The 14,787-nt window shown below is 35.3% G+C and carries 9 protein-coding genes and 1 riboswitch; of the genes, 8 read left to right on the top strand and 1 reads right to left on the bottom strand.

What is annotated here, in order from left to right:
• Positions 1–7 precede the first annotated feature (7 nt).
• From AC5YGG_RS00835 to pckA, 7 genes are all read left to right on the top strand, one after another.
• A complete protein-coding gene (locus AC5YGG_RS00835; RefSeq protein WP_496142526.1) occupies positions 8–1,597 on the top strand; it encodes a RagB/SusD family nutrient uptake outer membrane protein in 1,590 nt (529 codons plus the stop codon).
• 90 nt (positions 1,598–1,687) lie between these two features.
• The gene (locus AC5YGG_RS00830) at positions 1,688–3,628 is read left to right on the top strand and encodes a putative porin (RefSeq protein WP_496142525.1); all 1,941 of its coding nucleotides are present in this window, start codon (positions 1,688–1,690) and stop codon (positions 3,626–3,628) included.
• Between the two features lie 12 nt (positions 3,629–3,640).
• Positions 3,641–5,227: a bacillithiol biosynthesis cysteine-adding enzyme BshC gene (gene bshC, locus AC5YGG_RS00825; protein ID WP_496142524.1), complete on the top strand. Its 1,587-nt coding sequence runs from the start codon at positions 3,641–3,643 to the stop codon at positions 5,225–5,227.
• A gap of 38 nt (positions 5,228–5,265) precedes the next feature.
• Positions 5,266–7,200 carry an amino acid ABC transporter substrate-binding protein gene (locus AC5YGG_RS00820; protein WP_496142523.1) on the top strand — a complete coding sequence of 645 codons (1,935 nt, stop codon included), beginning with the start codon at positions 5,266–5,268 and terminating at the stop codon, positions 7,198–7,200.
• A gap of 69 nt (positions 7,201–7,269) precedes the next feature.
• On the top strand, positions 7,270–8,145 hold the full coding sequence (fabD, locus tag AC5YGG_RS00815) for an ACP S-malonyltransferase (RefSeq protein ID WP_065395852.1): 876 nt from the start codon (positions 7,270–7,272) through the stop codon (positions 8,143–8,145).
• A gap of 12 nt (positions 8,146–8,157) precedes the next feature.
• The gene (locus AC5YGG_RS00810) at positions 8,158–9,063 is read left to right on the top strand and encodes a GYDIA family GHMP kinase (RefSeq protein WP_496142522.1); all 906 of its coding nucleotides are present in this window, start codon (positions 8,158–8,160) and stop codon (positions 9,061–9,063) included.
• A gap of 127 nt (positions 9,064–9,190) precedes the next feature.
• A complete protein-coding gene (gene pckA / locus AC5YGG_RS00805; RefSeq protein ID WP_496142521.1) occupies positions 9,191–10,807 on the top strand; it encodes a phosphoenolpyruvate carboxykinase (ATP) in 1,617 nt (538 codons plus the stop codon).
• A 192-nt stretch (positions 10,808–10,999) separates the two neighbouring features.
• On the opposite strand, the gene AC5YGG_RS00800 is transcribed toward pckA, so the two are convergent.
• The gene (locus AC5YGG_RS00800) at positions 11,000–11,407 is read right to left on the bottom strand and encodes a type II 3-dehydroquinate dehydratase (protein WP_496142520.1); all 408 of its coding nucleotides are present in this window, start codon (positions 11,405–11,407) and stop codon (positions 11,000–11,002) included.
• A gap of 244 nt (positions 11,408–11,651) precedes the next feature.
• Positions 11,652–11,748, top strand: a riboswitch (SAM riboswitch).
• Between the two features lie 83 nt (positions 11,749–11,831).
• Between AC5YGG_RS00800 and AC5YGG_RS00795 the strand changes: the two genes are divergently transcribed.
• The gene (locus tag AC5YGG_RS00795) at positions 11,832–14,777 is read left to right on the top strand and encodes a SusC/RagA family TonB-linked outer membrane protein (RefSeq protein ID WP_496142519.1); all 2,946 of its coding nucleotides are present in this window, start codon (positions 11,832–11,834) and stop codon (positions 14,775–14,777) included.
• Positions 14,778–14,787: the final 10 nt, after the last annotated feature.

The following is a 14,787-nucleotide window of genomic DNA, read 5'->3' as shown; positions in this document are numbered from 1 at the left end:
TAAAAAAATGAAAAGAAATATAATAAAGTTATTATTCGTAGCAGGATCTTTAACTGCGTTGCCTTTACTTAACAGCTGTAGTGATGCAATTGATGCTATTCAGCCTGGTCAATTAGATGACTCACAAGCATTTGCAACAGTGGATGCTATGCAGGCTTTCCTTATAGGAAGTGTATATGGAACATTAGAAACTGGTAATGAGGTTTATTTAACTTCGGTACTTACAGATGAAGTAAAACCAGGTGATGGTAGTGGTGGACAAGAATTCCAATTGCACCGTCTTATTGTGAGTGGTGGAGTTGGTTCATATCCTGAGGCTATTTGGTTAGCGCATTACAGAACAATTGATAGAATTAACAGATTATTAGAAGGAGCAAGTAGAATTACTCCAAACGGAGCTACTGAAACAGCTAATTATAATAAAATTCTTGCTCAGGCTAGAGCAATTAGAGCGTTTTGCTATCTTGAACTAGAAACTTACTTTTCTCCTAATATGGAAGATTCCAACGCTTTAGGGGTTATCTTAAATAACAAGGTTGAAGGTACTTTTGTTCAGAAACCTAGAGTTAAGAATAGCGAGATATATGCACTTATGGAAAGTGATCTATTATTTGCGAGAAACACTTTCGATGCATCATCTGACAATAGCCGATATTATGTAGGTAAAAGCTTTGTTAATGCTATTAGTGCTAGATTTAACTTATATAGAGGTAATTATGCTCAAGCAAAAATTGATGCTCAAGCTGTAATTGATGCTAGCCCAGGTAAATTCCCATTAACTTTAGCTACTCCTAGTCAACCTGTGGTAACTCCTCCTGCTATACCACCTGCAATTGGTACCTCGGCTTGGATTACTGCATTCTATGCAACATCAAATTCTTTCAATCCTTATAGAAATTTATGGGATGATAAAGATGTTAGAGGTGAAATGATTTTCTCTCTTGGCAGACAAGCTACTGGTACTAATGGATTAAATATTGGAGCTCAATATAATCTTAATGGATCTAATGCAGATGGTACTCCATGGTGGTTTGTAGGACGTAATTTGTATAATATCTTAACAGGTTTAAATGATGATGTTAGGAAATATGCATTTATTGATCCTAGTTCTGATCCTAATCCTGATTATGAGACAGATAATCCAATGGTAGATATTCTAATCGTTGATAAATATCCGGGTAAAACAGGATCGAATACTAGAAATGATCTTAAAGCAGTTCGTTTATCAGAAATGTATTTCATTTTGAGCGAAGTTGCTGTTCACGAAGGTAATCTTACTGGTGCTGCAAACAATATTAAGAAGATTAGAGAAGCAAGATCTTTCTCAGGAACAGCTACTGCGCCTGTATATGCTAATTCAATGGCTGCTTATAAGGATATTTTAGCAGAAAGAAGAATTGAACTTTGTTTTGAAGGGCACAGATATATCGATTTGAAGAGATTAGCTGTTAAAGCTGGTGTAAAAATGGATAGAAATGAAACTGACGATGTTGTGAATGTATTCAATCTGGAGAATGGTGATTACAGATATACTTTACCTATCCCAAGTAGTGAAGTTGCTGGTAATCCAGGTATTCAACAAAATGATGGTTATTAATCAACAATAATCATATTATACACAACCCCTGCTCAAAGCAGGGGTTTTTATTTGCTATTATTTCTTATTTTTGCTGTACAATAATGAATAATGAAGTACATCCTTTTCATACTTACTTTCTTTGGCTTCGCTGCACAAGCACAGGTTGTTAGTACAACAGATAACAATAAAACTCAGCAGAAACCGGAGGATACACTTGTCATAGACTCAGGAAAAAAAGACTCTTTAAAGATCTTCAAACCTACTATCAACGATTACCAGTATCAGACTCAATTCTCAGAAAAAAAAGTTTTTGATACCGTGATGACATTTGATAAAACCTATATATTTTCACAGTATAACAATACAGATAACTTTGGCAGAGTACAGCCGGCAAATATCGGATCAGGATTTAATCCTTTAGTATTTGAAATGAATGCTGAGCAAAACTTATCATTATTACCTTCCAATAAATCTTATATGATTCTGGGTGCAAATGATGTGAAATATTATGATGTGAAAACTCCGACAGCCGCATTTGTCTATCACAATGCTATGAGAAACGGAGCTGCCTTAAGGTCTACCTACACTCAAAATATTGGTAAAAGATTCAATTTTGCACTGGAATATATGGGACTTCGTTCGCAAGGACTTTACAGAAATGCTTTGTCTGCGAATAACAATACAATATTCTCAGGACACTATACATCAAAAAGTGGAAACTATGAACTTTTTGCACACTATATTCACCAAAATGTAAATAATCAGGAAAATGGCGGTATTGCAGAGGATGATCTATTTCAATCAGGCAGCAGTGATTATAAAAACAGACAAAATGCCCAGGTCAATTTAGAGTCAAGCAGCTCGCAGTTTGCCTACAGAAGATATTATTTAAGTCATCAGTTTACACCTTTCAATTCAGAGAAATTTCCTTTCAGTATAAGACATACTATTTCTCACCAAGGGAATAAATATTATTATAACCAAGGAGTATTGGAAGGATATTGGTATAAAGATCCGATAGAATTAGTCGATGGTTTTCCTTTAACAACAAAAAAATATTCAAGCAACTTCAGCAATACTTTAAGCTTGGTTTTTAACAATGAAAAATTCAAGTTGGATGCCGGAGTTCGTTATCAGTCTATTAAACTGGGAATAAGAGATGTCGTTGCATTAAACGGAGTTCCTTTTCCGGAAGAACTTAAAGAAAACAGAATTGGTGCTGTTGGAAACTTACAAGTTAAACTTTGGGACAAGGTTCAATTGAATTCATTTTTAGAATTCTCAAACGGAAGCCAATTTAAAAGCTACCTTAAAACAACTAATAATCTAAAGTTCGAGCCGATAAAAGATTATTTTGTGAATGCAAAAGTAAACTTCCAGAGCGCTTATCCTTCATTCAATTATCTATTGAATACTTCTGTTTACAACAAATTCAATTACTATCTTGAAGATGCAAAAAATCAATCCGTAATGGAACTTGGCGGAAGCATAAATCTGAAATGGTTTAAAACAGAACTTTTCGCCAACTATTTCAGAATAGATAACTACACTTATTTTGACAGCAATGCAGCACCAAAACAAAGCGAAAGTTCATTAAATATCTCTCAGATAGGAGGTGACGCCACATTCAGCTATGGCAAATTTCATTTAAACACAAGACTGCACTTCCAGAATGCATTAACGAATAAAGAGCTATTGCCTATGCCTGGCTTTATCGGAAGAGTAAACCTTTTCTATCAGACGCTAGCATTTAAAAAAGCAGCAGAGATTCAGGCTGGGGTAAAAATATATTATTTCTCGAAATTTGGTTCAAGAGATTATTCTCCAATTCTTAACGAATACCTTCTTCCGGACTCAAAAGCGTTTTCCATCGGTGGACAGCCTATTGCCGATTTATATATTAATATGAAGGTTAAAAAAATGTTCTTTTTCATAGAAGGACAGCAGATAGGAACCATTATTTCCAATAACAAAGCATATGCATTTCCGCATTATCCGGTATATGATTTCAGATTGAATATCGGGATTGTGTGGTATCTGTTCAACTAAAAATTATACGGGTTGAAAACAATTAATAAAATATCATTTAACGATATAGAAAGCATGCCTCAATTGGTTAAAGATTTTTTGAATCAAAAGATTGAAGGTTTTGAAAATAAAACATTTTCCTTAGATCATTTTAACGAACAGATTCATCTGAAAAAAGATACCTTTTCAAAAGAACAGAGAAATATTTTATCAGAAGCATTTGAAAAGCAACTTTCAGGTCTTTCCCTTTCTTCCAAACAAGAAGAAAATCTGAAAAATCTAAAGTTGAACAATACATTCACGATCACAACAGGGCATCAGCTGAATTTGTTTTCAGGACCTGTTTTCTTTGTCTATAAAATATTACAGACTATTAAGACATGTACCTATCTGAAAGAGAACTTTCCGGATTTCAATTTTGTTCCTGTATATTGGATGGCTTCAGAAGATCATGATTTTGTAGAGATTAATCATTTTAAGACAGAGAATAATTATTACGAAACCAATGAAAAGTCTGGAGGTCCCGTAGGCAGAATTGAAATTAATGATACCTATTTTATCTCTGAGTTTGAAAAAGAGTTTAGAGATTCAATCTTTGGGACAGAATTGATTTTAATGTTGAAGGAAGCCTATAAAGTCGGAAATACTTTAACTCAGGCTATTCAAATTCTGGTGAACCGTATTTTTTCTGAATTCGGACTTCTGATCCTCGACGGAGATTCAAGAGAACTTAAAGAACAGATTAAAGATGTTTTCAAAGATGAATTACTTCATTTTAGTTTACAAAAAGCATCAAAAGATAAAGTGGATTTCCTGACTGAAAAATATGGAAAGGTTCAGGTAAACCCACGAGAAATTAATCTTTTCTATCTTTCAGAAACGAGAGACAGAATTGATTTTAACGGGGAGAAATATATTGTTGTAGACACAGATATTCAGTTTACAGAAGAAGAAATTCTCATAGAACTGGAAAATCATCCTGAGAGATTCAGCCCCAATGCATTGATGCGTCCTGTATATCAGGAAAAAGTACTACCCAATCTTGCTTATATTGGAGGAAATGCAGAAATCATGTATTGGCTGGAGCTGAAGGACTATTTTTCAACAGTGAATATTCCTTTCCCGATTTTGATTCCAAGGAACTCAATGCTTTTCCTTAAAGAAAAAACATTAGGTAAAATTGAAAAGCTGAATCTTAAAATAGAAGATTTCTTTCAAAACTTTACCGCTATTACCAACCAAAAAATTTTAAAAGATAATACGATTTTAAAATTGCTGGAAGAGAAAGAAGAGCTCCTTGTCAATAATTTCAATCAATTAAAACTCACTGCCGAAAATACCGAAAAATCTTTTGGGAATATGGTGAAAGCAGAAGAAGTAAGACAGTTGAAATCATTTAAAAGAATGAAAAAACGTTTGCTTCATGCAGAAAAAATAAAGCAGAGTGAATTACTGGAAAGACTTGAAAATCTGTTCATGGACGTTCACCCTTCCAAAACATGGCAGGAAAGAGTATATAACTTTAGTGTATTCTTTTCAGATTATGGCTATTCATGGCTTGAAAATTGTTTGGAAGAGATGGTGGTTCAAGATTCCAAATTAATAATTGTTGCCATTTAATTTTAAAGAAGTATTTTTGTAAATTATAATTATCGAATATGATAAAGAGGTTTTTTATTCTATCCAGTTTATGTATGGTTTTGGGAGTTTCAGCCCAGAAGTCACATACGGTTGTACAAGGTGATAACCCTTACAACATTGCAAAAAAGTATGGAATGACTGTAGATGAATTGCTGAAGCTAAACCCAAAGCACAAAGATGGTAAATTGGCTATCGGAGATGTTTTAACTATAAAATCAGAGAAAGCAGTAACTCCGGTTGTAACAAAAACTGCCGTGACTGAAAAAGTAAATGCTGCTGGTGGCGTTGCTGTAGGTAAGGTCGTTTTACAGCCAAAACAAACAATTTACGGAATTACAAAACAATACCGAATCTCCGAAACTGATTTAAGAAAACTGAATCCTGAATTGGATTCTCACATGAAAATCGGTGACGAAATTACATTACCTCTTGCTAGCATCAAAAAATATGGTGATCAGCAAACGGTAGTTGCTCCTCCTAAACATGTAGAAACTCCTGCTGAAAAAGTAGAAACAGCTACACCAACTGTAGAAGGAGAAGCTTATGTGATTCAGGCTAAAGATAATTATTACAGAATTACAAAACAGTTTGGTATCAGCCAACAGGATCTTTATGCTTTAAATCCAGGATTGGAAGAAAAAGGATTAAAGCCTGGTGATACCATCAGAATAAAAAGAACAAATAACGATAATACTGTTGTTGAAACTGCTAATCCAAAAGAAAAAATGGATTCAGGGACCGAAAAGTCTACAACAGCTTCCAATAATGTGGTTGTAGGAGATGATTACGTAACCTATACTGTTCAGCAAGGAGACACCGTATTCTCTATTGTAAATAAATTTGGAGTAAGTATCGACGAATTAATTGCTCTTAATCCTGATCTTTCAAAAGGATTAAAAGCCGGAATGGTTTTAAAAATCAAAAAGCAGGATCCTGCTTATGTTAAGAAAAACGGAGACGCTCTAAGTGTTGTTTTGATGCTTCCTTTCGGATACAGTACCAATGAAACACAATACAGAACAATGGCTCTTGATTTCTTGACAGGTGCTAAACTTGCCATCGAAAGAAATGCAAGAGGCGGGCAGAAGCTGGATATTAAAGTAGTAGATTCAGGAAATGAAGCTTCTTTCAAAAATTCTTTGACGCAGATCAATCCTGAAAATACAGACCTTATTATTGGTCCGTTCTTTAAGTCTAACGTAATTGACGTTTTAGATTTCACTAAAAATCAAAAAATTCCTGTAGTAGCACCATTTGCCAACACACCGGAATTGTACAACTATAGCAATTTGATTATCGTGGAAACGAACAGTCAAACCTATGCAGATAAAATTGTAGAAGAAGTAAAAGCAGTATATTCAGATCAGAAGATATATGTAGTGGCAGATTCTAAAAAGGAAAATGCAAACTACATTAAATCTGGACTTGAAAAAGCTGTTAAAAATCCTAATATCGTTATCGTAAATTCACCTTCAGAAATCCAGTTAGATCAAAATATGATGACAGGACAATCTGCTCCGGTTATTGCAATTTTAGCTAATGACGATATGGGAGATGCTTTTGCTACCAAAGTAATCGCTCTTTCTAAAGAAGTGCAGGGGGTGAAAGCATTCAGTATGTTCTATTCTCCGACTTTTGAAAAGAAGGTAGATGAATTGAGCCAGGCTAGCTTAGTATATCTAATGGACAGAAAGATTAATACGGATGGTAATTTTGAAAAAGAGATTCTTGCAGCTTATAAAAACAAATACTGCAAAACACCTCCAAAATACGCTATCGTAGGTTTTGACGTCGTTAATGATATGTTGACAAGAGAAAATAAAAAAGGAGAAATCTTTAAGCAAATGAACAAGGTTCAAACGCAGCTTGCTACAAAATTTGAGTTCGTAAAATCCAAAGCGAACGGAGCTTATGTAAACACAGGTTACAGAGTGATTAGATTAGTTCCTTAATGATTTATAACTCTTACACAGAATATTATTAACATTATAATTATATTTGCATAATATTTAATTCAATACATGAAAGCACTTGTATTTCCAGGGCAGGGGTCTCAGTTCGTAGGAATGGGAAAAGAATTGTATGATTCTAGAAAAGATATTAAAGATCTGATGGAATCTGCCAATGAAATTTTAGGTTTCGATATTCTTTCCATTATGTTTAACGGAACAGATGCGGATCTTAAGAAAACAGAGGTTACCCAGCCTTCAATTTTTATACATTCAGTAGCAGCATTAAAAGCAGTAAACGGGCTTGGAGCTGAGATGGTAGCAGGACATTCTTTAGGAGAGTTCTCTGCATTGGTAGCAAACGGCGTTTTATCTTTTGATGATGGTTTGAAATTAGTATCAGAAAGAGCTAAGGCAATGCAGGATGCTTGTGATGCGAATCCAAGTTCTATGGCAGCAATCTTAGGATTAGAAGATGCTAAAGTTGAAGAAATCTGTGCTCAGATCAGTGGAGTAGTCGTTCCGGCAAACTATAACTGCCCGGGGCAATTGGTAATTTCAGGTGAAACTCCTGCAGTAGAAGAAGCTTGTGCTAAACTAAAAGAAGCAGGTGCAAAAAGAGCTTTATTGTTACCGGTAAACGGAGCTTTCCATTCACCTTTGATGCAGCCGGCACAAGAAAGATTAGCCGCAGCTATTGAAAAAACAAAATTCAGAAAAGCTACCATCCCTGTATACCAGAATATCACGACGACAGCTGTAACTAACCCTGATGAGATCAAACAAAACCTGATCGCTCAGCTTACAGGTCCTGTAAAATGGACACAGTCTGTACAAAATATGATTAAAGACGGAGCTTCCAATTTCGTGGAAGTGGGACCAGGAAAAACCCTTCAGGGATTAATCAAAAAAATTGACGGATCAGTAGATGCTACTTCTGCAATCTAATTAATAAAAAATATGAACGCGATATTTTCACCGGGCAAGCTTATGCTTACTTCAGAATATTTCGCAATAGATGGAGCTCTTGTCTTAGCGGTACCTACCAAGCTGGGACAAGAGTTTTTCTTTGAAGAAAAGGATGATCATCAGTCTTTAATTCATTGGGAAGCACTCCATCAAGACAAACCTTGGCTAAAAGCTGTCATTGATTATAAAAACTGGCAGATTCTGGAAGCCAATATTCCTTCAAGCGCTGAATTTATTCTAAAAACATTAAAGAACGTTCAGCAGCTTTCTACCACTAAATTCAAGAGTGATTTTACGTATCATTTAAAAACAAATCTTCAGTTTCCCGCAGATTTCGGGCTTGGAAGCAGTTCTACATTGATGAACAACCTTGCAGAATGGGCAGAAATTGACCCTTTTTACCTAAATACGATTAGTTTAGGAGGAAGCGGATATGATATTGCTGTTGCCAAAGAAAAATCTGCAGTTCTGTTTCAAAGTAAACCTGAGATTAAATTCGAGAAGGTAAATTTTAACCCTTCGTTTAAAAATGAATTAATTTTTATCCATTTAAATCAGAAGCAGGATAGCCGTGAAGGTATTAATCTCTACAAGTCAAAAAGTAAATCTCCGGAATTGATCAATGAATTTTCAGATATCACAAAGAAGATTTTATTATGCAATGAATTAGAAAATTTTTCCGAATTAATGATGATTCATGAACGTAAAATTTCAGATTTTATTGAAATTCCTACAGTTAAGGAAAAGTTATTCTCAGATTGTCCTTCTTTTGTGAAAAGTTTGGGTGCCTGGGGCGGAGATTTTGTAATGAGTGCCAAATTTGGGGACTATAAAGACTATTTTTGGGAGAAAGGTTTTACTACCGTTTTTGAATGGTCAAATATAATTGATTTATAATCAATATTTTACAATCCTGTTTTTTTATTTGTCATTCTGACTTATATCAGTATATTTAAACCACCTTTAACAAATAATTAATATTATTTTTGTTGAAGTCAATAAAGAAATAGAAAATATAAGTAAAATGAAAAACACTAAAATCATCCAGGATTTAGAGAAATTAGGGATTAAAGGAAACTATGAAGTAGTGTATAATCCTTCTTACGAAGAATTATATCAGGCTGAAGTTTCTCCTGAAAATCAGGGGTTTGAGAAAGCGGAACTTACGGAATCGGGCGCGGTATCAGTAAAAACAGGAATTTTCACAGGTCGTTCACCTAAAGACAGATATATTGTTCAGGATGATGTTACAAGAGATACAATTTTCTGGGATGGTAAAGTAAACTTACCTACAACGTCGGAAATTTTCGGGTCTTGTAAAGAACTAGTGATGAATCAGCTTTCAGGAGCTAAGAAAATTTATGTAGTAGATGCTTTTTGTGGAACCAATGCAGATACTAGACTTAAGGTAAGATTTATCATGGAAGTAGCATGGCAGGCACATTTTGTTACAAACATGTTCATCCGCCCTTCTCACTATGAGCTTGAAAACTTTGGAGAACCAGATTTCACTGTAATCAACGGTTCTAAAACAACGAACCCTAACTGGGAAGCTCAAGGATTAAATTCTGAAAACTTTGTAATGTTCAACCTTACTGAAAAGCTACAGATTATCGGAGGTACTTGGTACGGAGGTGAGATGAAGAAAGGAATGTTTGCAATGATGAACTATTACCTTCCGTTAAAAGGTATGGCTTCTATGCACTGTTCTGCAAACGTAGGTGAAAAAGGAGATGTTGCTTTATTCTTCGGTCTTTCAGGAACAGGAAAAACTACTTTATCAGCAGATCCAAAAAGATATCTTATCGGTGATGACGAGCACGGTTGGGATAACAACGGAGTATTCAACTACGAAGGTGGATGCTACGCTAAAGTAATTGACTTATCAGAAGAAAAAGAACCAGATATCTTCAGAGCGATCAAGAGAGATGCACTTCTTGAAAACGTTGTAATTAACAATGGAGTAGCAGATTATACAGACGGATCTATCACTGAAAACACAAGAGTTTCTTATCCAATCTATCATATCAACAAAATTGTATTACCATCTAAGGCTGGTCATGCTAAAAAGATCGTTTACCTTTCAGCAGATGCATTCGGAGTACTTCCTCCGGTTTCTATCCTGAATGAAGATCAGGCACAATACCACTTCCTTTGCGGTTATACTTCTAAATTAGCAGGAACTGAAAGAGGAATTACTGAGCCTCAGCCATCTTTCTCTCCGGCGTTCGGTGAAGCGTTCCTTACATTACACCCAACAATGTATTCTAAAACATTGATCGGAAAAATGAAAGAACACGGAGCTAAAGCTTATTTGGTAAACACTGGTTGGAATGGTACTGGTAAGAGAATTTCTCTAAAAGATACAAGAGCGATCATTGATGCAATCATTGACGGTTCTATCGATAATGCTCCTAAAACTCAGGTTCCAATCATGAACCTTGAGATTCCTACTGAGCTTCCAAATGTATCTACAGGAATCCTTGATCCTAGAGATACTTATGAAAATGCTTCAGAATGGGAAGAAAAAGCAAAAGATCTTGCTTCAAGATATATCAAAAACTTCGAGCAGTATTGTGATACTGAAGAAGGTAAGAGATTGATCCCTTCAGGACCTCAATTACAGGAACAAACGATCTAATCAGATTATTTATAATACAGAAAAGCCTCATCATTGATGAGGCTTTTTTATTTTTATCTCTCGCAGATAAGGCAGATTTCGCAGATGGCTCTGGGGTGAATATATAAACTTATACAATTAAGATCTGCCTAATCTGCTCAATTTGCGAGCTAAATATTACATACAGTATAAATCAGGTGATTTATCATTGATTTACTTTAAACTAAGGATAGCTAATCTGTATCCATCCATTCCAAATCCTGATAAAACCGCATCAGTATTAGCAGCGGTTACAGACTTTTGTCTGAATTCTTCTCTCTTATAAATATTACTGATGTGAACCTCAACCTTTGGTTTTCTGATATTTTTTAAGCAATCTGCAATTGCATAAGAATAGTGCGTGAAAGCTCCGGGATTAATCACGACAGCATCAAAATCATCTTCCTGAAGTCTGTTGATGATTTCTCCTTCAATATTTGATTGATAATATTGAAGTTGGTGAGATGTAAATTCGGATTTTAAATTTTCCAAATAAGTTTCCATAGAAACTGTTCCATAGATTTCGGGTTCTCGGGTTCCTAACAGGTTAAGGTTGGGACCATTTATAATCAAAACTTTCATTCTATAAAATTAAAAAGTTTTTTCAATTAAATGTTAAAAATATTTACCTAGTATCTCATTTGTTTCATTGAATTATTAATAATGATATTTGTCATGTTTGTGAAAGTGATAATTTGTGTAAGTCCTTATTTTGATGGGTTTTAATATAATCTTATGTTAATTTTTGAAAATTTATCATGAAAAACAAATAAGTCTACTTGTTTTGTAGACTAAAAGTTTATAGCTTTGCAATCATATTTCGATCGGCTTATAAAGAAAGATGGAGGGAACTGACCCTGCGAAATCTTAACAACCTGCTACGCGCAAGGTGTTACATTCAGCCTTTAAAGGAAAAATAAGCGTTTGGTTTATCGTATTAATCGATGCCCTTTGCTGACTTTTCTGCAAAGGGTAAAATTTTAATATATGATAAACAAAATTGATTATGATTAATAAAAAACTAATTAATTCTAAAGTTTGGATTCCCCCTGTGGCAGCGTTTTTCTTAGGAATTGTAAGCGTAAGCGGGCAAAACTCCAAGCCGAAAAAAGATACCCTTAAAGAAAAAGAGATTGATGAAGTAGTAGTGGTTGCTTATGGTAAAGCTAAGCGAAATAGCTATACAGGTTCAGTAGCTACTATCTCAAGCGATAAAATCAATAACAGACCGGTAACCAATATTACAAAAGCATTGGACGGACAGGTGCCAGGGGTACAAATTACAGGTGCTTCAGGACAACCGGGAGCTGTTTCTACCATCCGAATCAGAGGAATTGGTTCTGTAAGTGCTTCAAGTGATCCTTTATATGTTGTAGACGGAATTCCTTTTGATGGGAACTTAAATGCAATAAGCCCTAGTGATATTGAGTCTATCAGTGTACTAAAAGATGCTACGGCTAGTGCATTATATGGATCAAGAGGTGCCAATGGGATTATCATCATTACAACAAAATCCGGGAAAAAAGGTGAGGCTAAAGTAAATTTCAACATAAGCCAGGGATTTTCAAGCAGGGCAGTAAAAGACTACGAACAAGTAAATACAGATCAATACTTCCAATTGTATTGGGAAGCGATGAGAAATGGATATCAGTCTAAGCAAATTTCTGCACAACAGGCTGGTCAGATGGCTTCAGATAATCTTATTTATGGTCCTGCAGGTTTATCAATTAATCCGTATGGGGCTAATTATCCCAAGCCCGTAGGTCCGGACGGAAAATTATTGCCGGGTGCAAAAGCATTATGGAATGATGACTGGAGAGATGTTTTACAGAGAATCGCTTCCAGAAATCAGGTTGATCTTGATATTAGTGGTGGAAGTGATAAAAGTAATTATTTCTTTTCATTAGGATATCTGGATGATAAAGGAATGGCAATTGAATCCGGATTCAAAAGATATAATACCAGATTAAAGATTAATTCTGAAGTAAAAAGCTGGTTGAATGTTGGAGTGAACTTAAGTTATACCAACAGTATTCAGCAGGCACCTCCTTCATCAGATTCTAAAGCGAGTAATATTATCCATGCAGCGAGATCTATTCCTTCCTTCTATCCTTATTATGAAAGAAACGATGACGGTTCTTATGTGTTGGATAAAGAGGGAAACAAAATCTACGATTTTGGTAAGTACAGACCTACGGCAGCTCTTCAGAATCAGAATGCTGCGGCAAGTTTACCATTGGATAAAAATGAGAATAAGGAAGATAACTTCTCAGGAAAAGGTTTTATGGAACTTACATTCCTTCCGGAATTGAAATTCAGATCGAGCTTTTCTGTGGATTTAGTGAATTATAACGGACATTTATATTCTAATCCGCTTTTAGGGCAGGGAGCAGAAATTGGAGGTTCAGTGACAAGATCCAATACCAGAACATTGTCTTATACTACGAGTAATATCCTGACCTATGATAAAAAATTTGGTAAGCACCATGTGAATGTTTTAGCAGGTCATGAATTTTATAAATATGATTACCAGACCATTTCCGGAAGTAGAAATAACTTCTCTCTTCCCTATTACTATGAGCCGGATGCAGCTTCTTTATTGGTAAGTTTCAGCGGGAATAGTGATAAGTTGAGTTTACTGAGTTTCCTTGGAAAAGTGGAGTATGACTATGCTAATAAATATTTCATTTCAGCTTCAGGAAGAGCTGACGCATCTTCAAGATTCTCTCCGGATAACAGATGGGGTAGATTCTGGTCAGTAGGAGGTTCATGGAAGGTTTCCAATGAAGAGTTTATTAAAAACCTTGATTTCTTCAATCTTTTAACATTACGTGCAAGTTACGGAGGGCAAGGAAATGATAAATTGCTAAGACCAAACGGATCACCTCTTTACTATGCTTATCAGGAATTATATAGAAACTTAAACCTTGGTGGTGAAGCAGGAACAACACTGGAGAAAGCAAGAACTGAGAACCTGAAGTGGGAAACCAATCTAAATCTGAATGTAGGACTTGAGTTTGCAATTCTTAATAACAGAATTAAAGGTAACATCGAATATTTCCAGAGAAAAAGTCAGGATCTTTTATTTAACATGCCTGTAGCTCCGTCTATAGGGATTAGTGATTTTCCGGCGAATATCGGAACAATTAAAAATACAGGATTTGAGTTTTCATTATTTACAACGCCTATCAGAAATGATAATTTCCAATGGAACGTAGATGTGAACTTAAGTACTCTGAATAATACAATTACCAAGCTGCCCGGAGGTTCTATCGTATCTGGAACAACTAAGCTATTAAGAGTGGGAGGTTCTGTATATGATTTCTATATCCCTGAATGGGTAGGGGTAGATCCAACTAATGGAAATCCACTATGGAAAACTATTTATCAGGATGCTAACGGAAACTCAGTAGAAGGAACAACTTCAGAATATGGTAAAGCCGTGAAAACATTACAGGGATCAGCTTTGCCAAAAGTTACCGGAGGGATCAGTACAAGTATTACTTATAAAAACTTTGACTTTTCTGGATTACTAACCTTTAAGATCGGTGGAAAGATTCTGGATACAGATTATACTTCCATCATGCATAGTGGTAGTGCAGGAGGACGTTCATGGAGTGCAGAAATGCTAAACAGATGGACTCCGGAAAATCGTTACACGGATGTTCCTGCTCTGAATACAACAACGAATAACTGGACTTCAACGTCTTCAAGATTTTTATATTCAGGAACGTATGCGAGACTTAAAAATGTAAGCTTAGGATATACGCTTCCATCAGATTATTTTGAGAAAATTGGGCTTAAAAAGTTTAGGATTTATGTACAGGCAGAAAACCTTCTGACTTTCTATAAGCATAAAGGAATGGATCCTGAGCAGGCTTTGGATGGTACAACATATTACAGATATCCGGCAATGAGAACAATCACTTTTGGTCTTCAGGCAACTCTTTAATCTTTAAAAT

The organism is Chryseobacterium sp. CS2K3 (assembly GCF_059515185.1).
The sequence above is the reverse complement of the archived record's forward strand: the minus strand, read 5'-3'. Positions and strand labels throughout refer to the sequence as shown.